This is a genomic window from Thermofilum adornatum, assembly GCF_000446015.1.
Classification (GTDB): Archaea; Thermoproteota; Thermoprotei; order Thermofilales; family Thermofilaceae; genus Thermofilum; species Thermofilum adornatum.
On the sequence record NC_022093.1, the window covers coordinates 1270395 to 1290525 of the forward strand.

The window sequence follows — 20131 nt, forward strand, 5'->3', positions numbered from 1 at the left end:
AAATTTAAATATGTTTGCTAAGGTTTTTATTATGAATTAAAAGTGGTGAGGCAGTTGTTTAGACTTAACGAGATAGTAGAGAAGAAAGAGCTTGCCCCCAGAATAAAGGAGATAAAGGTCTACAATCCAAGGATAGCCGCTAAGGCGCGTGCAGGGCAGTTTGTAATTGTTAAAGTTGGAGAGGAAGGCGAGAGGATACCATTGACTATTGCTGACTGGGACCGAGAGAAGGGTTTGATAACTATCGTTTTTCAGGAGGTAGGTGTTTCTACTTATAAATTGGGGAGGTTAGGGGTAGGAGACGTCATTACCGATGTGGTTGGCCCCCTCGGTAACCCTTCGGAGATAGAGAAGTTTGGCACAGTGGTATGTGTGGGTGGAGGCGTCGGTATTGCTGCAATATACCCGATGGCAAAAGAGCTTAAAAAGGCAGGAAACAGGGTTATCTCCATAATTGGCGCGAGAAACAAGGATCTACTCATATATGAAGAGGAAATGAGAAGGGTAAGCGACGAGCTTAGGATTACAACTGACGACGGCTCTAAGGGCAGGAAAGGTTTTGTCTCGGACGAGTTAAGAGACCTATTAAATAGCGGCTTAAAGGTGGACAGAGTCATCGCTGTCGGACCAGCAATAATGATGAAGACATGTGCAGATGTAACCAGGCCATTTAACGTTAAGACAATTGTTAGCCTCAACTCCCTCATGCTTTGCGGCATGGGGATGTGCGGGGCATGTAGGGTGGAAGTAGGTGGGAAAACACGGTTTGTATGTGTAGATGGTCCAGACTTTGATGCACACCAGGTAAACTTTGACGTCCTAATCAAGAGGCTTAACGCCTATAAGGCAGAGGAACAACTAGCATTGAAGAGATTTCTAGAGGTGAAAGCATAATGCCAGTAAAGGATAGGGTTGAAATGAGAAAGCTTCCAGTTGAGAAGAGGATACGTAGCTTTGAAGAAGTTGCACTGGGATACACAGAGGAAGAAGCGATACAAGAGGCAAAGCGCTGTCTCCAATGCCCACCGAGGCCATGCGTTCAAGGCTGTCCTGTAGGAATAGAGATCCCCCGCTTTATAAAGAAGATTGCGGAAGGCGACTTTTTGTCTGCCTATAAGATCATCAAGGAGCGTAACGCTATTCCAGCTATTACTGGCAGGGTCTGTCCCCAGGAACATCAATGTGAAGGAGTATGTGTACTCAATAAACTCAAGAAGCCTACAGCAATTGGAGCACTCGAAAGATTCGTAGCTGACTGGGCTCTGAAAGAGGGTGTTGCAAAAGAGCTAGCAGAGAAGGAGATAGCAAATCGCCCATCTAACGGAAACATCAAGGTGGCTGTAGTTGGATCGGGTCCAGCCGGCATAACAGTGGCTGCAGACCTTGCAAAGCTGGGCTACGAGGTCACAATGTTTGAGGCCCTTCATAAGCCTGGAGGCGTCCTAATGTATGGTATACCAGAATTTAGGCTTCCAAAGAGAATAGTCGAGTATGAGATAGACTACTTGAGAAGACTTGGAGTTGACATAGAGACAAATGTTCTTATAGGCAGAACATACACTATAAAGGATCTCCTAGAAGACGGATACAAAGCTGTCTTCCTTGGGACAGGTGCAGGTACCCCGAAGTTCCCGGGCATCCCGGGCGAGACACTTGTTAACATATATTCTGCCAACGAGTTCCTAACGAGAGTAAACCTAATGAAGGCATACCTTTTCCCACAATACGACACGCCAATAAAGATCGGGAAAAGAGTTGCTGTTATCGGTGGCGGAAACGTAGCTATGGATGCCGCTAGGACAGCTGTGAGGCTTGGTGCAGAAGAAGTATACATTCTCTATAGGAGAACAGAGGAAGAGATGCCTGCAAGGAGGGAGGAAGTAATAAACGCCAAAGAGGAAGGCGTCAAGTTCCAGTTGCTAACCCAGCCCATAAGATTCATTGGCAATAAAGACGACATCCTAACAGGCATAGAATGCATTAGAATGCAACTTGGCGAACCAGACGCAACAGGCAGGAGAAAACCTATACCCGTCCCAGGCTCCGAATTCATATTCGAGGCCGACACTGCGATAATCGCTATAGGAGCTCATCCAAACCCATTAATTGCAAGAACCACTCCAGAGATAAAAGTTGACGAAGAGGGCCGCGTCATTACTGACAGCGAGCTAAGGACAAGTATGAAACGAGTCTACGCTGCCGGAGACATTGTACTCGGAGAGGCAACAGTTATCGAGGCAATGGGAACGGGTAGACGTGCATCCCAAACCATACATCGGGACATATCTGAGGGACGGATATAGATTTTTCATCTTTATTTTTCCACTAGCGTGATATTTTTATTTTTAAAGGATTAAAAAGATGAATTCAATGTCCCTTGACGACTTAGCCTCATCAACTATGGAAAGTGCTTTCAAGCTATTTACAGGACAGTTTCTGGGAACACTCATAGCGGGAATAGGTTCAATAATTTTGACAAGGCTTTTGGGGCCTGAAGCATATGGAAAATATGCTCTAAGCACAGTTGTTCCAAGTCTTTTGCTCGTCTTCGCAGGTCTAGGCATAGACTCAGGCATCACGAGATACACGGCAATAAACACGGGTTGCAGGCTTAGAGGCTACATGAAGGCGGGACTATTTTTCAAGATTCTTACAGCGCTTCCCTTAACAGTTTTCTCGTTTCTCTCAGCCGAACTGTTGACACAGCTTATCCTGGGGAGAAGCGACATTGCCCCCCTTGTAAAAGTAACCTCATTCATTATTTTGTTCTCATCGGTTCTTTCCTCACTTACGGCCATTTTTGTTGGCATAGGAATGTCTGGTAGAGCAGGCCTGCTCAACATAGTTTTCCAGTCGTCTAGATCAATATTGAGCCCGTTACTAGTCCTAATTGGGCTAGGGGTTCTCGGCGCTGTAGCGGGATACGTTTCAGGCTACATTTTTGCTTCTCTGATTGGTCTTTTAATACTTTTATCTGTAGCAAGAAGGTATAGCACAGATTGTTCCGAAGACGAAAGAATTGCACCATATCTGCGGGAGCTCCTCGTATTCAGCGTCCCTATTTTCACTAGTACCCTTGTATCGACCCTCCTCTCAACCTATCAAAGCGCGTTGCTGTCTAGGTATGCATCCTACCTAGAAATTGGAAACTTCCAAGCGGCAAGCAACCTTGCATCTCTACTTACACTCGTTACATTGCCCATATCTACTTCTCTCTTTCCTGCATTCTCAAAGTTCAGGGATCCCCGAGAAGCATCAAACGCTGTAGATGTAGCAGTAACAATGACGGCACTTCTCCTCACGCCAGTGACGCTATTTACAGTAGTGGAAGCCAGAGACATAGTAAGGATATTCTACGGCGCTAGCTACATGGCGAGCTCAGAGTATCTCTCAATGTATATTCTCATCTATCTATACTCCTTGATAGGCTCCATTGTATGGGGTAGCTTCTTCCAGGGAATCGGAAAGCCAAAAGTCGTCTTTATGTCTACATTGGTATATTCGGCCATTTATGTGCCATTAGCCTTTTACCTGGCGTCAACCCAAAGCATAAAAGGCGTCATAATCGCAGTACTGCTAGCCTCCCTTTCCTCTAACGCCATGCTTCTTTGGGAAAGCAAAAAAGTTGGCGTCAAAATCGATTTTTCAAAGAAAGGCAAGATTCTTCTTTCAGCTCTTATTCCAATACCAATAATTATGTGCATAAATTTACCTCCCACGCATGCGCTTATCAGGGTTACCTTGCTTGGAGCCATCTATCTCTCACTATACGTTCTACTCTCATCACTACTCGGCGCAGTAACCCATAGGGAAATTGAGCTCGTAAGATCTACCTTGAGGGTACCGCAATTTTTGAGAAGGATAATAGAGCTTTTCCTGGACATCTTAGAAAGAATAATTGTCGCAAAGGAAAGCCTACGTGGGAATCTTTTCCTCCGGCGGGGGAGCCCAGCTACGAGTTAACGCTGCAAGCCTTTTCATTATCTTCGCGTCGCCCTTGACTCGAGACATAAGCTCGCTGAGGATAGACAATAGCTCGTCGTACTGCTTCCTGTCTATTGGGAAGGGGACGCCATCCTTGCCGCCGACAGCATATGCAAACTTGAATGGATCTACAGGTGGATGAGTCACGGGGTCCCTCCAAGACGGTTGCACTTCATATACTAGCTCAGCTACAAGAGCTAGTCCACGTATCGTTGCTGGTCCAACGTTTTTTAACAAGAGGAGGTCAGAGAAGCTATCTATGTTCACCTCTCTTAACTGAAGCCATACATCCTTGTTTAGAGATGGCTTGCCGAGTCTCCGGAATTTCTCCCTGAGTTCTCTTACCTTGTGTGGGTCATAAGGAACATAGCTCGTCAATGGTACATAGCCCTCGAGGAGCCTGTTTGCCTCCGCGAAAAGCGTTGGCAACTTTTCCGGCTCATCTTTGATAAGTTCCACTGACAGCTTTCTAAACTCTTGAGAGTCGTCGGCTATGGTGTTGAGGGCAAAAGGCTCTCTCCTACCCTGGATCCCGCTGTGAGGATTCCGGGTAAAATCTGAGACCTTTGTTGATAGCCAGTGGTACCTTCTGGCCATCTTGTCAACAGTATTCATCCCCTGCTGAACTACTGCCCAGTTTCCCTCTTCATCTACAAAAAACACGTGGTGGTAAAGCTGGTAGCCAGACTGCAGTGCCGTGTTATCTATCTTTGCCACGAGACGCGAAGTCCTAACAAAGCTAGAGGCGTCGAGGCCAAACTCTTCCGAGACCTTTCTAATCTCGTCTGGGGCTTCTCGGCTGTGGACACCCTTTCCACCGCAGGCCCTTACGCCTAGCTCTTCTCTAGACAAGACACGTTTAATTATAGCCGTGGTAACAGTAGTAGAGCCAGAGCTGTCCCAGTCCATCCCGATAATGTTGTTTATGGCCTGAAAATACACTGGGTCAGAAATCCTCTCAAGTAAGCCAAGCGTCCCGTATTCCTCAACTATCAAAGTGACTAAGATCTTTGAAAGCTTCTCCAATCTAGACAATAGCCACGCTGGAACCTTTCCCCCGTGGAGTGGTAGCTCTGCAATACCTGTCCTCATTTATCCTACAATTTGTTCGCCGAGAAGAAAAATAAAGCTTTTCCAAAGAAGAGTGAAAGTTTAGATGGCGAGAATATAGATAGCCGCCAAGACAAGCCCAACGGCAACTATCTTTTTAAGCGTTAATTCTTCGTGAAGAACAAGGACAGATAGGAGGACAACAAAGGCTAGGCTCGACTTGTCTACGAGCGAAACAGGGGTTGTCTCGCCCTTCTGCAGAGCCAAAAAGTAGAGAATCCAGGACGCGCCCCCAGCTATACCGCTAAGGATGATGTAGATTGCTTCTCGAGAAGTAATAGAAGAAATGAAGCCTGTCCCCCTAAAGGCCAGCATCATGCCCACTGCGAAAAACATCATAACTATAGACCTAAGGGCTGTCGCAGTCATCGAGTCAACATTCTGTAGACCAATCTTGGCGAATATTGTTGCTAGCGCGGCGAAAAACGCGTCTAGGATTGCTAGAATCAGCCATTCATTCATCTTCATCGATAAATTCCTTGAAATTACAAAGATAAAGTGGTAGCGTTTAGAATATCACGCTAATACACGGAATATTTGACCTTTACACCCTCAATTTCATTCGTGATGCCTAGAATCTTTATGCGGCCAATTTCTCTCGTGTTTTTCACATGTGTCCCTGAACAGGGCATAGAGTTTATGCCTTCTATCTCTACTATCCTGTATTCCCCGAGCAACGGAAGCCTAGAAAGATTCGGAGCATTATATGTCACCTTCTCAAGCATGTCCCTAGGAACAAACTTTACCACGACATTTATGCCTGCATCGACAACCTCGTTCGCTATACTTTCAAGCTGTGAGGTCTCTGGGGGCTGACTAACCTTGTAGACCAAGTATGCTTCGGGCGGGCCATGATATGCGTCCACGGTCTCTACAAGTTTTCCGTAGATCTTCATCATTGCATAGTCCAGGATATGTCCGGCCGTGTGAAGCTTCATGACTAGGTATCTCTTTTCCCAGTCTAGCACACATTTAACGGTGTCGCCTACGCGTGGCTCTCCCTCTTCGATCTTGCCCCAATGCCTTATCTGCTTGTTTTGCCTTATAGCCTTTTTTACCCTAAATGTCATGCTCTCTGAAGAAATTGTACCCTCGTCTGACGGCTGTCCACCACTGAGGGGGTGAAAAATTGTCCTGTCAAGCTCTATGTACGCCTTGGAGCCCTTGAGAAGCTCAACTCCAGTTATTTTGGCTTCGCATTCTTTGAGATAGGCATCCTTGAGGAAAAGTTCCTCAGTCACTTTTCCACCTTGGCTATATGGCCCTTGCAACAACAACTATCTCGCTACTATTCTCGGTGAATGGTCGCCCAGCATAGTCTTCATACGTCTTGCATAGCTCGAACCCGGACTCGTAGAGGAAGTGTGTAAGCTCTCTCAGCGTGAAGAGTCTAAGCGTCAAGTCGTGTTTAAACACGTTGATCTCGTTCCTAGGCAGGTCTATCACAGACCATTGTATCTCTGCATATGCGACTTCCTCTAAAAAATCGATTCTCCAGTTCTCCTCCTTGATTGCAAGCATCGAGCCTGCTTTCCTGAAGCTAGAAAAGGGCGTCTCATAGTATACCCTTTTTGCTTGAACCCCTACAAGGCTCCACGTGTCAAATATGAAGACAGCCCCCTTCTTCAAAGCCCTGCGGACAGAGTTGAAGAACTTTAATAGCGAGTCATCGTCCCTAAAATAGCTTACAACACCATAAAAGGCTATAGCCGCGTCGAACTCTCTGTCAAATTTAAGATTGGTTGCGTCAGCCAAGACGAATTCAACGTTTGGCAAGCCAACAGCCTTCCTACGTGCAGCCTCGATCATTGCTGGCGAAACATCGACACCTACCGCTGTGTAGCCTCTCTTGGCAAGCTCAAGTGTATGGATACCTGTGCCACAGCCAACGTCTAGTACCTTTTTCACCGGTACTAGTGAGCACTCTCTGAGGACTTTCTCAATGAAGTCTACTTCTGCTTGAATATTTCTGTGAGAGTACAGTAAATCGTAATAAGTAGCATAGCTTTCGTCCTTCAACACGATGCTTAATTATTTTGTCTCAAATATATACTTGCTGTAAGAATCCAAAAACGAAAAAGATGTAAAAGGATTTATCTTCTTTAACAAAGATATGAAAGATGTATATATGTTTTAAAGCAAAGATAAACGATGGTAGTAGCAATGAGCCTAGAAGAAGAGGTAAGGCTTCTAGCCCAGAGAGAAGGGTCAGAAAACGCGCTCAGGAAAATAGCACTCGAGATTTTCCCAGAAATAAGCTCCCCCTTCGAGGAAACCAGTAATGTACTATGCATACAGCCCCATCCAGACGACTGTGAATACGGATGCGGAGCGACACTAGCCTATCTAGCAGACAAAGGGATAAAAGTCACATATCTAACACTTACAGACGGCTCCAAGGGAACAACCAATCCATCAATCACTCCAGGAGAGCTTGCGCTAACAAGGAAGAAAGAACAAGAAGAAGCAGGCCAGGTTATCGGCGTATCTAAGATATATTGGCTCGACTACCCAGACGGAGAGCTACCATACACCAGAGATGCGATGTGCCGCGTCATGGAGGTTATACGGCGAGAAAAGCCTGACATAGTATTTGCCCCAGATCCATGGTTACTCTACGAGCCACACCCCGACCACAGAATAGGAGGACTACTCGCCTCAGAAGCCTCTCTGTTTTCTTCTCTACCACACTTCTGCAGGGGAACTCCTCCACACGCAGTCAAAAGAATGATCTTCTACTATACGTCCAAGCCAAACTACTTCCAGCCGGCTGACGACCTCATTGAGAAGAAGCTCCAGGCCCTTAGAAAACACAGAAGCCAGTTCGAGGAAAGCTGGCAACTCTTGGAGCTCAGTATAAGGCTAATCATGGCGGTCTATGGCACGAAAATAAACGCTAAATATGCGGAGCCCCTCAGAGTAATCCCACTCACAATAATGCATGCAACACTGTTAAGCGAGCTAATTTAAAACCACAAACGACTTTCTTTCGAAAGGAAAAGTACACGGCACATGTCCCATGTATTAGAGACAGCAAAGTTTGTTTAAAGAATGAAAGAGGCCTAACTTCTTCCTCTATATAAATAGCACAAAAAACAAGTAGGCAAAAAATTACCACCACACTACCATTAAATATATTCGAAGACTATTATTCACGTGAGTGCTAGGAGCATAGGGAGAGGCAGGTGTCCAAAATGCGGAAGAGAGGGATCTGTGGTTATTAAAATGGTTGGAGGCAAAGAATACGTCTATGTCAAACATGGTAGAACTTGGCACTACATAGGCCCCCTCGAAAAAATTGACGTAAACGAGATCCTGCGAGAGCCTACCACTACACTACCACTAAAAGAAACTGAAACACTTAACATACATGGTGAAAAAATGAACGAGGAGACAAAATCACTAAACAAAACTGTGGTAGAGGTGATAGCCCTCATTCTAGTAGCTGTAGGCACGGGAATCCTTCTCTTAACTATTTTCGCGTCAATAATACTCCCATATCTTGTAGCCTTCTGGTCAGTAAGCTCGGTAAACATTGCGACTGGCTTTTCAACAATGATAGAGGACACGACAAAAGCATATTTGATTTATAGTCCAATAAGGTCAGCCTCGATAAGCATCCAGTCAGACAACGCCTATTTCAAGATTCTCGCAGTTCCCCTCTACACCGCAATGAGCATTCTAAATGCTACACAGTCCCAGGAGCTAGAAACACATATCTCACCCTCAGACCTACGGGTGAAACCAATAAAAACTAGCGAAATACAAGGCCTCATGCAAAGCTTCTTTGGAAACTATACAAGCTACGATATACAACTAGATACTAATCAAGCACTCCTCGTGTGGCCCTACAAACTTCAAACAAACCCAGCATCACTGAGTTTCTATACATCACGATCCTTAACTGGAAGCGAGCAACCCCAGCCGAACAGTTTCCAGCCTTTATCGATGAGCTTCATATTTATATCTCTAGCTCCGCGGCTTATACTCGCAGTTTCACTAATAATTGGCGGATATTTACTCTACAGATGGTCAAAAAACAAATAAGTAACCTAATCTTTATATTTAGCTACGCTTCCTGTTTACGGAGCCATAGAACTCTCTTTTTAAAAATTTTTATAGTCTGAAAAGCAAAAATAAAAAGTAATAGGTATGGGGGAGTCCCAAGAGAGACTACGTAGAAGAATAGGCCTGCTCGGCGTCTTCAGCTTTGGCTATGCAGACGTGGGCGCAGGCATCTACATGACACTAGGACTCGTAGCGGCACATGCAATGGCAGCCACCCCTCTTGCTTTTGCAGTGGCTAGTGTTTCATATATTCTGACTGCACTAAGCTACGCAGAGCTCAGCTCTTCCATGCCTGAAGCTGGGGGCGGCATGATTTTCGCCGAAAAGGCTTTTGGAAGATTTGTTGCCTTTCTTACTGGCTGGGCACTCCTCCTCGACTATGTTGTTACAGGGTCAATCTTCGCAATGTCGACAACGGGTTATCTTGGACACCTAGTTCCGGTACTCAAACAGGGAGAGTTCTTTGGATTAACCGCCTCTATATTGGTTCTCATACTAGTAATTCTAAACGTAATAGGTATAAAGGAATCCGCAACATTCAGCGCAGTATTAGTCCTAATAGATATAACGGGGCTATCCATCATACTTGCTATAGGTTATCTTACAAGCTTTAGACCTTTCTTTGACCAAATAAAGCTTGGAACAGCACCCACATGGGACAACTTCATGTACGGCACAACAGTTGCAATGGCGTCTTACCTGGGTATAGAGGTTGTTTCGCAAACAGCTGGTGAGACAAAAAGAGCTGGCCTCAATATTCCGAGGGCCGTCAAGCTTGTAACCATAGTAGTCGTAGCTTTCTCTGTTCTTTTCTCATCCCTCGCAGTAAGTGTAGTCGGCTGGGAAACATTGGCGTCATCAGAAAAGGACCCAGCCGCGGTTGTAGTCGAGCATCTTCCCTTTGGAGCTCTCCTTGCCGTATGGATATCAATAATTGGTATGACTGTCTGCTATGTGGCTACAAACACGGGAATAGTTGGTGTATCAAGAATGGCGTATGCCATGGGTCGAGAAAGAATGCTTCCAAGTGTCCTCACAGATCTCCATAAAAAATTCCACACACCGTACAAAGCTATTCTCCTTTTCGCCGTTATCCAGATTGCTCTAGCATATGCAGGTCACTTGGGGCTGGCAGCCGACCTTTACAACTTTGGCGCGCTCTTATCCTATATGGTAGTGAATTTGTCCGTAGTAGCTCTGAGAATAAAGGATCCCTACCGCTATAGGCCATACATGGTTCCCGGCAACCTGCCTTTAAAGATAAAGAATAGAAGGGTGCTCATACCAGTTGGCGCTATCCTTGGCTTCTTCTCCAACCTAGCGCTGTGGCTCATGGTGGTAGCTACACATGCCGAGGGAAGAATAGTCGGCTTCACGTGGCTTTTTGTTGGCCTTCTACTATACGTAACATATGCTAGGAGAAACCCGAAGATACCCGAATAATAACTACAAATATTCGATAAAAATATAATGTTTGAAATCCTACTCCTGTTTTAGAGTAGAGATAACTATGTACATATTTGTAGTTGGCGGAGGCAGAATCGGGTACTCGATAGCAGAATACTTTTCAAACAGGGGAGACAAGGTTATAGTTATCGAGAAAAACAAAAAGACATGTGACTTTTTAGCTAAGAACCTAGACGTCACCGTTTACTGTGGAGATGCCCGCTCTATCGCCCTCCTTGAAGACGCAGAGATGGATAAAGCAGACGTTGTCTTCGCGGTTTCTGGGAGCGACACAGTAAACATTAGAGTTGCAGAAATCGCGAAAAAGAGATTCGGTGTCCCAACCGTTGTAGTTAGGCTTAACCACTCGGAGAATCGAGAAAAGGCTCTTCAAGCCGGAGCAGACCACGTAATCTGTTTAGACGAGTTTGCAGACGTTTTCATTAAGACGATAACAGAGTCAGAATTCAGAATAATCTATGACAGAAACGGTTTCTCTATTGCCGAGATAAAAATACCACCAGACTCATCACTTGTTGGTCAAAGCATAAAGGTTCTCGAAGAGTTAGAGGTTAAACCAATCGCAGTGTTCAGAGAAAATATGTATTTTTCCCCGACCGAGAACATCGTTATCGAGGCCGACGACATCCTCCTAGTTACGGGAACCCAGCAAGCTATAAATAAACTCAAAGAACATATATTCGGAGCTGTATGAGTTCGCTACTACTGGAATGGATACCTCTAAATATCCTCCTCTTCCTAACTACTTTAATATTCTCAATCTTATTTGGCTATATTTTTTCAGTACTCGTCCGGAGATCCCTAGGCAAAGTCAACCCACTACTTTCCGAGATACTCAGCAGGTACGGGTCTTGGACAATCTATCTTGTAGGTTTTCTCTTTGCACTCGAGCTTCTGAACCTGAGACTAGAAGCAATTCTAGTCTTCTTAGCTCTTATTGGAGTACTTGTTGTTATAGGGCTAAGAGATTTTCTACCCAACCTCTTTGCAAGACAATTTATCGAGACGTACAAGCCTTACAAAATAGGCGACTGGATAATGATTAGTGATCAGGTTGGAAGAGTGATAGACATAAACGACCTATACACAAGTGTTCTCACGCTGAATCACGAGCGCGTATATATTCCGAACTCAACCATGCTAAAAGAAAAAATCATCAATATAACGGCCAGCAACGGCATAGAAGTAAACATCGACTTCGCTATCAGGTATAACGAAAACATAAACAGAGTCCTCCAGCAAATTCTTAAGGCTATTCAGGACGATGTACAGGAGGAAGGCATAGAAGAACCCGATATACTAGTACGAGAAATAAGAGGCGACATTATACATGCAAGAATAAAGTTCAGGTTGCTAAACCCACAGCGACTAGAAGACGCTAGGAACCGGGTTTTGAGAGAAGTATTAAAGGTCTTGTCATCCCAAGGGAAGGCTTAAAAGTTTTTCCCGATAATTTGCCAATATTTCCTTCAAGAACATTCACTTAGTAAAGCTAGGCATAAGAAAGACTTATAAGGAATAAATATAGCTACACCAGGAGAGGGATTTTTATCCCGAAAAGTTCTTCTGCAAACTTTGCACTATCCTCCCAGGAGACAAGTTTGAAGAATCCAGGGTCCAAGTCGTTGCATGTACGGATTACTTCGGCGGGTCCCAAATCTCTTATAGCATAAAATCCCTCGATTCCGTCTCTACTTGGGAGTGGTCTCCACATTGTGAAGTATTTTTCTTCTTCTCCTACCAGCCGAAGCAAGGTAAGAGTTGCCCCTTCATAGTTTCCGGCCAGGAAATACCAAACATCCACACCCTCAGGGGCCTCAATTTTATAGAAGGTTTCCTTTCCTGGAAGCTCCCTTAGTGTGACCCATATAAACTTTTGTCCTCTGGCCTCGACATTTATCTCGGGCATGTGGCCCGCAAACAGATACCAGGCACCCCCATGATTAAGTTTCACGTAGCTAGTGAACTTGCCCACATCAAAGCTCTTGGGCCAGATATCCTTAGGGTTAATCGTTTTAGAAAATTTTAGCATAGCTACTGAACCTCCCCAGAGACCAAGCCTGAATAATTCCCTGTTTGCCTCCGTAGGGCTGGGGTGCTCCTTTACGACGGTTGAAACCATGTAGGAGAAAAGCATTTGTGGAACCAAAACGTGGACGGTAGGCTGGAACATTTTTTGTAGCCTTAAAAACATGCCAGCTATTTCAGTTGCCATCAAAATAATTGATCAGTGGTCTAATATAAAAATTCCACCTAAATTTAGAGATAAAGCTTAGACTGTTTTCGTTTTTAAGGTCTCTATAAAACCTTTAACCATTAAACTGTCGATTATCTTCTTAACGTCTCCATAGCTTTTTCCGGTTTTAAAGGCAATCTCGCTTATGCTTCTCTTGCCGTCACACAGCTCTAAAACTTCGAGCTCTTCCTGTGTAAGCCTGCTTTTGTCTGGAGTCTTTTTGGCAACGACTGGGACAAGGTCTATAGGTAGAGGCGGCTTCGGAACAGGCAGGGAAACAGGTTTTGGCATCGTTTTCACAGTCTTTTCTCCCGTAATTATCCACTTCTTTAGCTCCTCTATCCCCACGCCTGTCTTCGTTGATACCCCGAAAAATTCTAGACCTTTTTCAAGCGCAAACTTTTCGAGCTCTGCAACTTGGCTTCCCTGCTCGTCAACCTTATTAGCTACAAGCGCTTTTTTCTCTGCCCGTTCTATGACTGCAAGAAAACGTGGCTCGGCAACACCTTCAAGCGGTCGAGAAGAATCTACAACCAGCAGTCCAACATTAATATTCCACTTAGCTATAGCTGCCATAATTACCTCTATTGCATCCCTTCGACCAGCAACCTCCCTAACGGCGAGGCCTCCAGTCAACATGTAGTCACGGTAGTAAGAGGGCTCTTCAAAACGAACATCTAGCTCGGGGAAAAGGCTCTTTATAAGCGAAGATTTCCCCGCACCTTTCGGGCCCGTAAACACGATTAGCTTGTAGAGAGACATTAAAATCAATAAATAAAAACACGAAGGCAATTTATACTTTATCAGGGTTCAAGAACCATATGAAAATAGCAGTTATAGGCTGTGGCCTAGTAGGAAGCCTTATAGCCCGCCTAGCCACATCTGAAAAAATAGCTGAAGAAGTCGCATGCTTCGACAAGGATCCCGACAGGGCAAAGAAATATCTTTCTTATCCAGACCCCCTTGACATACCCATAGTCGAGGCTGACGCATTAAATCTAGAAGCATTCTCCGGTACCCTCTCAAACTACGATTACCTCGTAAATGCCCTGCCGACCTTCATCAAGAAAGACAAGAAAGAGATCCTACTCAATCCATTGCTAATGTCGGTAGCTCTAAAAGCAAACATAAACTATGTCGACCTTGCATGCTACGGTGGAAAAAGGAAGAGAGCAGAACAACTCTCAATGGCGAAACAGTTCTTAAGCCAGGGCCTTCTCGCCCTCATAAACATGGGTGTGTCCCCGGGTCTGGCAAACATACTTGCACGTGAAGCCTACGAGGACCTAGAAGAAGTCGACGAGCTCAGCATAATGACTCTTGAGGACCAAAAAGGAAGCACTTTTGTCATACCATGGTCAAGGGAAGAGATGCTAAACGTGGCTTCGATAGACCTTGCATACAAAAACAAGCAGTTCTTTTTCCGGGAGCCATTCGCAGAGGCACGTGTATGCAACTTCCCAGAACCAATAGGTAGCATTAGGTGTTATAGTGTCTCAAACGACGAGGCATACACGATACCCAGCCTCCTAAAGATCAATAGCTTTGCTTACCTCGCAGGCGGAAGCGACATAGAGATGCTCCGCGCCCTCTACAGGCTAGGATTCTTCGAAGACACACCCATAAAAATAAGGAAAACTTATGTCTCTCCACGCGAGTTCCTCTACTATGTTCTCCAGACACCAATCTCGCCGGACTACGTTTTGAAAGTTATGCAAGAAGGAGACCTAGAAGACGCGCAGTTCGCCCTACAAGTAAAAGCCATCGGGAACATTTCGGGCGAAAAAGCAGTATCAACCCGATACATACTATTCCCCGGACAGAGAACAATAAACAAGGTGCTTCCCGGAGCCACATACATAACCTATCCCACAGCACTAAGCCTGGTCGCCGTCCTAAGGGCAGTAAAAGGCAAGAGACTCAAAGGGGTTCTCCCAGGTGAACTACTTCCAAGGCCAATCAGGCGGATAGTCCTAGACTACATAAGGGGCAAGAAGATCCACATAGGAGAAGAATTCAAAACAATAATAGAGTAAAGCCTTTAAGGATAAGGTTGCATTAGTGGTATCTGCAAGTATATTAGGGTCGTACTCAAAGATATTGTTAACAACGCTACAGGAAAACCATATTTAACCCACTCTAGGAAACTCACAGATTTCTTATATCTTTTTTCAAGTATTCCGATTGCTATAATATTGGCGGTGCTCCCTATGGGAGTCAGGGTACCAGCTCGATCCGTGCAAATCACCGCCAGCCACCAAAAAGGCGCAGGATTTATCCCAGAAGCCTCCAAGCCGTGAACAACTTGGGCCAAGACAGAGGCTGCTACAACATTGTCCATGAAGGCGGTCATAGGCACAGATGTAACTACAAAGACTACAATTAATGCCTCTAAGCCTAGATAAGCATAAGAGGCGATAGTTTTCGAGACCAAATCTATTAAACCAACTTTGCTCAAAGCACCAACGGCTGAGAACAATAATAGGAAAAACACTAGCGTAGGCCATTCTACCTTGTGCTCAAACGCGTGGAAACCTTTCTGCGGATCAAAAATCAGTATCATTGCTGCTAAGAGGAACGGGATTCCTAAAAGAAGTGTGTTTTTTTCCAGACCCATAACTTCTTCAAGGGTATGATGCAACGCAAGCATGACTAGTGTGGTCAGGAGAATTACTATATCTTTGAAAAGTATTTTTCTTGGAAGATCGATTCGCCCTAATCCTTCTTTGGTGAGAATTTTCTCTCTTAATTTGGTATTTGCCTCTTCGATGTAGGCTTTGTACTTTCTCGAAAGGAAAACATAAGTCACTAGGAGGGAAAGAAGAGAAAGAGGTGCAGACCACCTCAAAAAGTCCATGAAGGTGTAGCCAGACTCAAAAGCAATAAGGACTCCGATAGGGTTCCCCAAAGGAGTCATTGTTCCACCAATCACTATAGCAAATACGGAAGAAAGTATTAGTGGAAACGGGTCTATCCCAAGCCTGTCGGATAATGAAAAAGCTATCGAAGACATTATAAGGATAGCTGTCACTTCGTCGACAAGTGGGGCCAAGAACCCCGACAGAAAGAATAGCACCATAAAAACAATTTTGAAGCTGATCCCTACCCGCCTTATAATTTCATTCGAGACAAATTCAAAGAACTTGTCTTCCTCCAGGTATCCTATAACAGTCATCATGGCTATCAGAAACATTATTACATCTAGGTGAGAATGTTCAACGAAATATTCCGTGTCTAAGAGGCCTAAAAAGAATAGAAGAAAAATGCCGAGGAATGCGAACGGCAACCTTTGGCTCCAGAGCAACAATGTTGCATAGATCATTACAAGGAAAACTGTTAGTGCTAGGGATTGTTGAAGGTTCAGGCCTATCAGGTTGCTTATGAGAGCTGTAACTATTCCAAGAAGTATAACGACTGATGCCTTGCCATACGTTGTGGCGGCAAAACGACTGCCACTTGGCATGATCTCCGGTCTGTAATGATAGAAAGATATATAAGTGTTCCCCTAGAAAGACATCTAAGGGTACGCTATGTCTAGCGAGACACAGACGTGGCTACAAGCTGCAACAACAATGGCGAGGCTCGGAGAAATCTCTGTAAGGATAGGCATACTTATAGGAATAGTCTACGGGATCTTCTGGGCACTAAAATTATTCACAGAATACCTACACGGCTTACCATTCTTCAGTAGACAATTCCTTGAATTATCTCTTTTCTCGATACTCTCTTTTGCGGGAGCCGCGCTATGCTCAGTCCTTAATGAGCACTATTCAAACGAAGGAAACTATAGAATGGCCGGACTTTTCGCGCTAATAACTGCTTCGATACTTCTTATCCCTGCACCTGTCGCCGGCCTCCTCATGTTGCTTGGAGGTATAGCCCTCTACATAAGTGCCGAGATAAAAAATGTTCTTAAGATGCGTGTACAGTCATAATTCTGATAACCCATTCTCTGTTCTTAGTCGAGAAATCCTTAAATAAGTTTAGTATACGTTACTCTATGACAATGTCATGGAGAACACGGGACTTAGAATAGAAAAATTAACAGTATCTGTAGCATCAAGAAAAGTCCTTAAAGATGTTTCCCTCGATGTATCCAAAGGAGAAGTAGTGGCACTCATTGGTCCAAACGGTAGCGGCAAAACGTCCCTGGCATTCACCGTGATGGGGCATCCAAACTACAAAGTTGAGAATGGGAGGATTCTTCTACACGGAGAGGACATAACGAGCCTAAAGCCGCATGAAAGAGCCTATAAGGGTATTTTCCTTGTTTTCCAGTCTCCGCCCGATATAGGCGGTCTCCCTGTTGGAATGTTCCTGCAGGAAATGACTACAAAGAGAGGAATAGAGGCAAGCATCAATGATATAAACAATGCTCTGCTAGAGGTCGGGCTAAGTGACCACTACCTTTCCAGGAACCTATATGAAGGCTTCTCAGGAGGCGAAAAGAAACGCCTAGAGTTTGCTCAGGCCTTGCTTTTCAAGCCACAAATCCTCATACTGGACGAGCTTGATTCGGGCCTAGACATAGAGGGTGTCAGGCTTCTAACTGGCAAGACAAGGGAGCTTGCAGGCAGTGGAGTAGGGGTTCTCTACATTTCTCATAACATTGCGGCACTCAGGCTTCTCAGACCCAACAGGGTTGTAGTCATGATGAACGGCGGCGTTGTAGCCGTGGACGGGCTGGAGATTCTAGATGTTATTGAGGAGAAGGGATACCAGGGGTTGGTATGAGCAAGACAGAGCTCCTCGAGTCTTTAACCCTTACAGACATAAGCCTAGACTCACTAAAGGTTAGGCCGAAGCTCTCTCTGAGGGGCAGGATCTCTAGAAGTCTGGTAGAAGAATTATCAAGAGCCAAAAAGGAGCCCCCATGGATGCTTAAGCTGAGGCTTCGAAGTCTCGAGCTATTCGAGAAACTTCCCACACCGAATTGGCTTGTCGGCGTAGAGGAGCTAGACCTAGAAGAGCTCACCCACTATATACAGCTCGGCTACGAGAGGGCTTCAAGCTGGGACGAGTTGCCGGAAGACATAAGGAAGGTTTACGAGAGGCTCGGGCTTCCAGAGATAGAGAAGAGGGCTCTGGCAGGACTATCGGCACAGCTCGAAAGCGAAAATATCTATCTGGCCTTCAAGAAGTTCCTCGAGGAACAAGGAGTAATCCTAATGGACATGAGTGAAGCCGTTGCAAAGTATCCAGACCTGGTACAAAAGTATTTTATGCGGGTTTTCCCACCCAGCGACCACAAGTTTGCAGCACTACACGGAGCCCTCTGGAGCGGAGGCGTATTCCTTTATGTGCCGCCAAATGTCAGGGTAGAGGCCCCAATAGAGGCATTCTTCTTCATAGCAAGCGAGCTAGAAAGCCAAATGGAGCATACAATAGTCGTTGCAGACGAGGGAAGCTTTGTCCACTTCATCGAGGGTTGTTCTGCCCCCCTGTTCAAGAGATACAGCTTCCATAACGGCATGGTCGAGATATACGCCCACAGGAACAGCCACGTCAAATTCACGACGGTACAAAACTGGAGCAAGAACCTAGTTAACTTCAACAACAAGAGGGCCCTCGTCGAAGAAGGTGCAGTCGTCGAGTGGGCTGAGGGGAGCATCGGGAGCAAGATAAGCTACGTCTATCCATCAGCCATCCTCAAGGGCAGAAACGCAAGAGTCTCAATAGCCAACATCACAGTTGCAAAGGGGCCCGTCTGGAAGGATGGTGGAGCAAAAGTCTACCACCTAGCCCCTAACACACAAAGCGAAGTCATAAGCAAAAGCATAAGCTCAAACGGAGGCGTCTCTGTCTATAGGGGTCTAATAAAGGTAGCCAGGGGGGCAAAAAACTCTACTGCGAGCATCAAGTGCGACAGCCTAATAATGGACAAAGAGTCAAAAGCATTCACATACCCCAAGAACGAGGTCGAAGAAGAAGAGGCCTACGTCGTACACGAGGCAACCACCGGGAGGATAAGCGAAGACATACTCTACTACCTCGAGACCAGGGGCTTCAAGGAACAAGAAGCGAGGAGGCTAATAGTCCTGGGCTACGTCGGCGACATCCTCGGCAAGCTCCCATTCGAGTACCAGATGGTCTTCAGAAAAGTCCTAGAGCTAGAATTCGAGGAAATAGGTGGCTACGCATGAATCAGTCATACCTAACTCTTCCCTACCAGTACATAGCCGACTCGCCAACGACAAAGTCATATGCAAAGTGGCAAATCTTCGAAGAATACTTACAAAACCCTAGGAGAGCCGCTAGGCTCGGTGTAAACGAGAAGCTCTTGTTCGTAAAACCCCACCTAAAAATACCCACAGACATGGCCCCACACAAGCAGGAAGCAGATTGGCCCCTAAACATAGACACGAGGCTGCCAGCCTTCCACTTCCAGAACCTTTCAACGTCAACAACTATTGAAATTAGAGGAGAAGAAAAAGTCCTCCTAATAGAAAAACCACTGTCAGACACCTACTCCGCACACCTGAATATTTATCTCGAAGGAAAAGCCTCTGCAACACTGCTACTACTCTCCCCCGAGGACTCAGAAGGCCTCTCAACACTATCACTAAATATTCAAACGAGAAAAGAGGCAGAAGCAAAAATCTCGATAATAGTCATAGACTCGCCAAAATCTGCAACAGCACTCTTCAAGGCTACAAGACTAGAACCCAATTCGACCCTAAAAGAGACACACATACTTGTCCCAGGAAGAACCCTCCACCTCGAATCAGAAACATTCCTCGACCAAGAAAACGCCACGTACATCTCATCATATGCAGTGGCAACACCACAAAACAGGTCCGCAAGCATACAGACAAACGCCTACATAAAGGCACCACGCACAGCGGCAGAGATAAGGCTCGCAGGAATCTCACACAACGGCGAACTAGCACACAAGGGGACAATCCGTATACACAGAGGCTCGCAGGAAGCCAGAGGCAAGCTATCATCTAGACTCATACCCCTAACTCCCAATTCCAAAGTTTACGCGGCCCCTACACTAGAAATAGAGTCAGACGACGCCGCAGAAGCACAACACTCAGCATCACAGAGCCCACTAGACCCCGCCAAGCTCTTCTACCTCCAGAGCAGGGCCCTTACAGAACTAGAAGCAAAAAGACTCCTCCTCATGGCCGAGCTCGACAAAGTGCTCCCAGAGGATGCAAAAAGAGAACCAACAGTCCAAAAATATTTAGAACTACTTCTAGGAAGCCTAGAGATTAACATTCACAAATAACAGTTTATATTTTTAAATTTTTTTGGCTACCT

20 protein-coding genes are annotated in these 20131 nt (G+C 45.4%); 13 read left to right on the forward strand and 7 right to left on the reverse strand.

The genetic code is table 11. The features are described 5' to 3' along the window. The first annotated feature begins 45 nt into the window (after window positions 1-45). From N186_RS06875 to N186_RS06885, 3 genes are all read left to right on the forward strand, one after another. A complete protein-coding gene (locus tag N186_RS06875; RefSeq protein ID WP_240366729.1) occupies window positions 46-894 on the forward strand; it encodes a sulfide/dihydroorotate dehydrogenase-like FAD/NAD-binding protein in 849 nt (282 codons plus the stop codon). Next, the gene (gene gltA, locus N186_RS06880) at window positions 894-2303 is read left to right on the forward strand and encodes an NADPH-dependent glutamate synthase (RefSeq protein WP_020963063.1); all 1410 of its coding nucleotides are present in this window, start codon (window positions 894-896) and stop codon (window positions 2301-2303) included. The genes N186_RS06875 and gltA overlap by 1 nt, the downstream gene beginning before the upstream one ends. Window positions 2304-2370: 67 nt before the next feature. Continuing rightward, window positions 2371-3963, forward strand: a complete 1593-nt coding sequence (locus N186_RS06885; RefSeq protein ID WP_020963064.1) for an oligosaccharide flippase family protein — start codon at window positions 2371-2373, stop codon at window positions 3961-3963. Here N186_RS06885 and N186_RS06890 read toward each other — a convergent pair. Genes N186_RS06890 through N186_RS06905 form a run of 4 tightly spaced genes read right to left on the reverse strand, consistent with a single transcriptional unit; the run spans window position 3916 to window position 7116 of the window. Then, a complete protein-coding gene (locus tag N186_RS06890; protein ID WP_020963065.1) occupies window positions 3916-5076 on the reverse strand; it encodes a DUF763 domain-containing protein in 1161 nt (386 codons plus the stop codon). The genes N186_RS06885 and N186_RS06890 overlap by 48 nt on opposite strands. A gap of 60 nt (window positions 5077-5136) precedes the next feature. Beyond that, window positions 5137-5562 carry an EamA family transporter gene (locus N186_RS06895; protein WP_020963066.1) on the reverse strand — a complete coding sequence of 142 codons (426 nt, stop codon included), beginning with the start codon at window positions 5560-5562 and terminating at the stop codon, window positions 5137-5139. Window positions 5563-5615: 53 nt separating this feature from the next. Continuing rightward, window positions 5616-6335, reverse strand: coding sequence for an alanyl-tRNA editing protein (locus N186_RS06900; protein WP_020963067.1), 720 nt, complete (start codon window positions 6333-6335; stop codon window positions 5616-5618). Between the two features lie 13 nt (window positions 6336-6348). Beyond that, window positions 6349-7116, reverse strand: a complete 768-nt coding sequence (locus tag N186_RS06905) for a class I SAM-dependent methyltransferase (protein ID WP_020963068.1) — start codon at window positions 7114-7116, stop codon at window positions 6349-6351. 129 nt (window positions 7117-7245) lie between these two features. On the opposite strand from N186_RS06905, the gene N186_RS06910 reads away from it, so the two are divergent. The 5 genes from N186_RS06910 (at window position 7246) to N186_RS06930 (ending at window position 12066) form a co-directional block, all read left to right on the forward strand. Then, complete coding sequence (locus N186_RS06910) at window positions 7246-8064, forward strand: PIG-L deacetylase family protein (protein WP_020963069.1); 819 nt, start codon at window positions 7246-7248, stop codon at window positions 8062-8064. A 186-nt stretch (window positions 8065-8250) separates the two neighbouring features. Next, window positions 8251-9141 carry a hypothetical protein gene (locus tag N186_RS06915; protein WP_020963070.1) on the forward strand — a complete coding sequence of 297 codons (891 nt, stop codon included), beginning with the start codon at window positions 8251-8253 and terminating at the stop codon, window positions 9139-9141. Between the two features lie 105 nt (window positions 9142-9246). Next, window positions 9247-10605, forward strand: coding sequence for an APC family permease (locus N186_RS06920; protein WP_020963071.1), 1359 nt, complete (start codon window positions 9247-9249; stop codon window positions 10603-10605). Between the two features lie 67 nt (window positions 10606-10672). Next, window positions 10673-11323, forward strand: coding sequence for a potassium channel family protein (locus tag N186_RS06925; protein WP_020963072.1), 651 nt, complete (start codon window positions 10673-10675; stop codon window positions 11321-11323). Further along, entirely contained in the window at window positions 11320-12066 is a 747-nt protein-coding gene (locus N186_RS06930; RefSeq protein ID WP_020963073.1) for a mechanosensitive ion channel family protein, read from the forward strand. Before N186_RS06925 ends, N186_RS06930 begins: the two co-directional genes overlap by 4 nt. Before the next feature lie 91 nt (window positions 12067-12157). Here the strand turns inward: N186_RS06930 and N186_RS06935 are convergent, their stop codons facing one another. Then, window positions 12158-12844 carry a hypothetical protein gene (locus N186_RS06935; protein ID WP_020963074.1) on the reverse strand — a complete coding sequence of 229 codons (687 nt, stop codon included), beginning with the start codon at window positions 12842-12844 and terminating at the stop codon, window positions 12158-12160. A 57-nt stretch (window positions 12845-12901) separates the two neighbouring features. Beyond that, on the reverse strand, window positions 12902-13627 hold the full coding sequence (locus N186_RS06940) for a DUF742 domain-containing protein (RefSeq protein ID WP_020963075.1): 726 nt from the start codon (window positions 13625-13627) through the stop codon (window positions 12902-12904). Between the two features lie 59 nt (window positions 13628-13686). Between N186_RS06940 and N186_RS06945 the strand changes: the two genes are divergently transcribed. After that, window positions 13687-14901 carry a saccharopine dehydrogenase family protein gene (locus N186_RS06945; RefSeq protein WP_020963076.1) on the forward strand — a complete coding sequence of 405 codons (1215 nt, stop codon included), beginning with the start codon at window positions 13687-13689 and terminating at the stop codon, window positions 14899-14901. Between the two features lie 5 nt (window positions 14902-14906). On the opposite strand, the gene N186_RS06950 is transcribed toward N186_RS06945, so the two are convergent. After that, window positions 14907-16328 (reverse strand): ArsB/NhaD family transporter, encoded by a 1422-nt coding sequence (locus N186_RS06950; protein WP_020963077.1) that lies wholly within the window; start codon window positions 16326-16328, stop codon window positions 14907-14909. A gap of 67 nt (window positions 16329-16395) precedes the next feature. Between N186_RS06950 and N186_RS06955 the strand changes: the two genes are divergently transcribed. From N186_RS06955 to N186_RS06970, 4 genes are all read left to right on the forward strand, one after another. Next, window positions 16396-16800: a hypothetical protein gene (locus tag N186_RS06955; protein WP_020963078.1), complete on the forward strand. Its 405-nt coding sequence runs from the start codon at window positions 16396-16398 to the stop codon at window positions 16798-16800. A gap of 76 nt (window positions 16801-16876) precedes the next feature. Next, entirely contained in the window at window positions 16877-17599 is a 723-nt protein-coding gene (gene sufC, locus N186_RS06960; protein WP_020963079.1) for a Fe-S cluster assembly ATPase SufC, read from the forward strand. Further along, the gene (gene sufB, locus N186_RS06965) at window positions 17596-19008 is read left to right on the forward strand and encodes a Fe-S cluster assembly protein SufB (RefSeq protein ID WP_020963080.1); all 1413 of its coding nucleotides are present in this window, start codon (window positions 17596-17598) and stop codon (window positions 19006-19008) included. The genes sufC and sufB overlap by 4 nt, the downstream gene beginning before the upstream one ends. After that, window positions 19005-20099, forward strand: a complete 1095-nt coding sequence (locus N186_RS06970) for a SufB/SufD family protein (RefSeq protein ID WP_020963081.1) — start codon at window positions 19005-19007, stop codon at window positions 20097-20099. Before sufB ends, N186_RS06970 begins: the two co-directional genes overlap by 4 nt. The last annotated feature ends 32 nt before the right edge of the window (window positions 20100-20131 follow it).

Coding starts and splice junctions, on each gene's coding strand:
- gltA (WP_020963063.1), top strand. CDS start 894: ATGCCAGTAAAGGATAGGGTTGAAATGAGAAAGCTTCCAGTTGAGAAG.
- N186_RS06885 (WP_020963064.1), top strand. CDS start 2,371: ATGTCCCTTGACGACTTAGCCTCATCAACTATGGAAAGTGCTTTCAAG.
- N186_RS06890 (WP_020963065.1), bottom strand. CDS start 5,076: ATGAGGACAGGTATTGCAGAGCTACCACTCCACGGGGGAAAGGTTCCA.
- N186_RS06895 (WP_020963066.1), bottom strand. CDS start 5,562: ATGAAGATGAATGAATGGCTGATTCTAGCAATCCTAGACGCGTTTTTC.
- N186_RS06910 (WP_020963069.1), top strand. CDS start 7,246: ATGGTAGTAGCAATGAGCCTAGAAGAAGAGGTAAGGCTTCTAGCCCAG.
- N186_RS06920 (WP_020963071.1), top strand. CDS start 9,247: ATGGGGGAGTCCCAAGAGAGACTACGTAGAAGAATAGGCCTGCTCGGC.
- N186_RS06925 (WP_020963072.1), top strand. CDS start 10,673: ATGTACATATTTGTAGTTGGCGGAGGCAGAATCGGGTACTCGATAGCA.
- N186_RS06930 (WP_020963073.1), top strand. CDS start 11,320: ATGAGTTCGCTACTACTGGAATGGATACCTCTAAATATCCTCCTCTTC.
- N186_RS06935 (WP_020963074.1), bottom strand. CDS start 12,844: ATGGCAACTGAAATAGCTGGCATGTTTTTAAGGCTACAAAAAATGTTC.
- N186_RS06940 (WP_020963075.1), bottom strand. CDS start 13,627: ATGTCTCTCTACAAGCTAATCGTGTTTACGGGCCCGAAAGGTGCGGGG.
- N186_RS06945 (WP_020963076.1), top strand. CDS start 13,687: ATGAAAATAGCAGTTATAGGCTGTGGCCTAGTAGGAAGCCTTATAGCC.
- N186_RS06950 (WP_020963077.1), bottom strand. CDS start 16,328: ATGCCAAGTGGCAGTCGTTTTGCCGCCACAACGTATGGCAAGGCATCA.
- N186_RS06955 (WP_020963078.1), top strand. CDS start 16,396: ATGTCTAGCGAGACACAGACGTGGCTACAAGCTGCAACAACAATGGCG.
- sufC (WP_020963079.1), top strand. CDS start 16,877: ATGGAGAACACGGGACTTAGAATAGAAAAATTAACAGTATCTGTAGCA.
- sufB (WP_020963080.1), top strand. CDS start 17,596: ATGAGCAAGACAGAGCTCCTCGAGTCTTTAACCCTTACAGACATAAGC.
- N186_RS06970 (WP_020963081.1), top strand. CDS start 19,005: ATGAATCAGTCATACCTAACTCTTCCCTACCAGTACATAGCCGACTCG.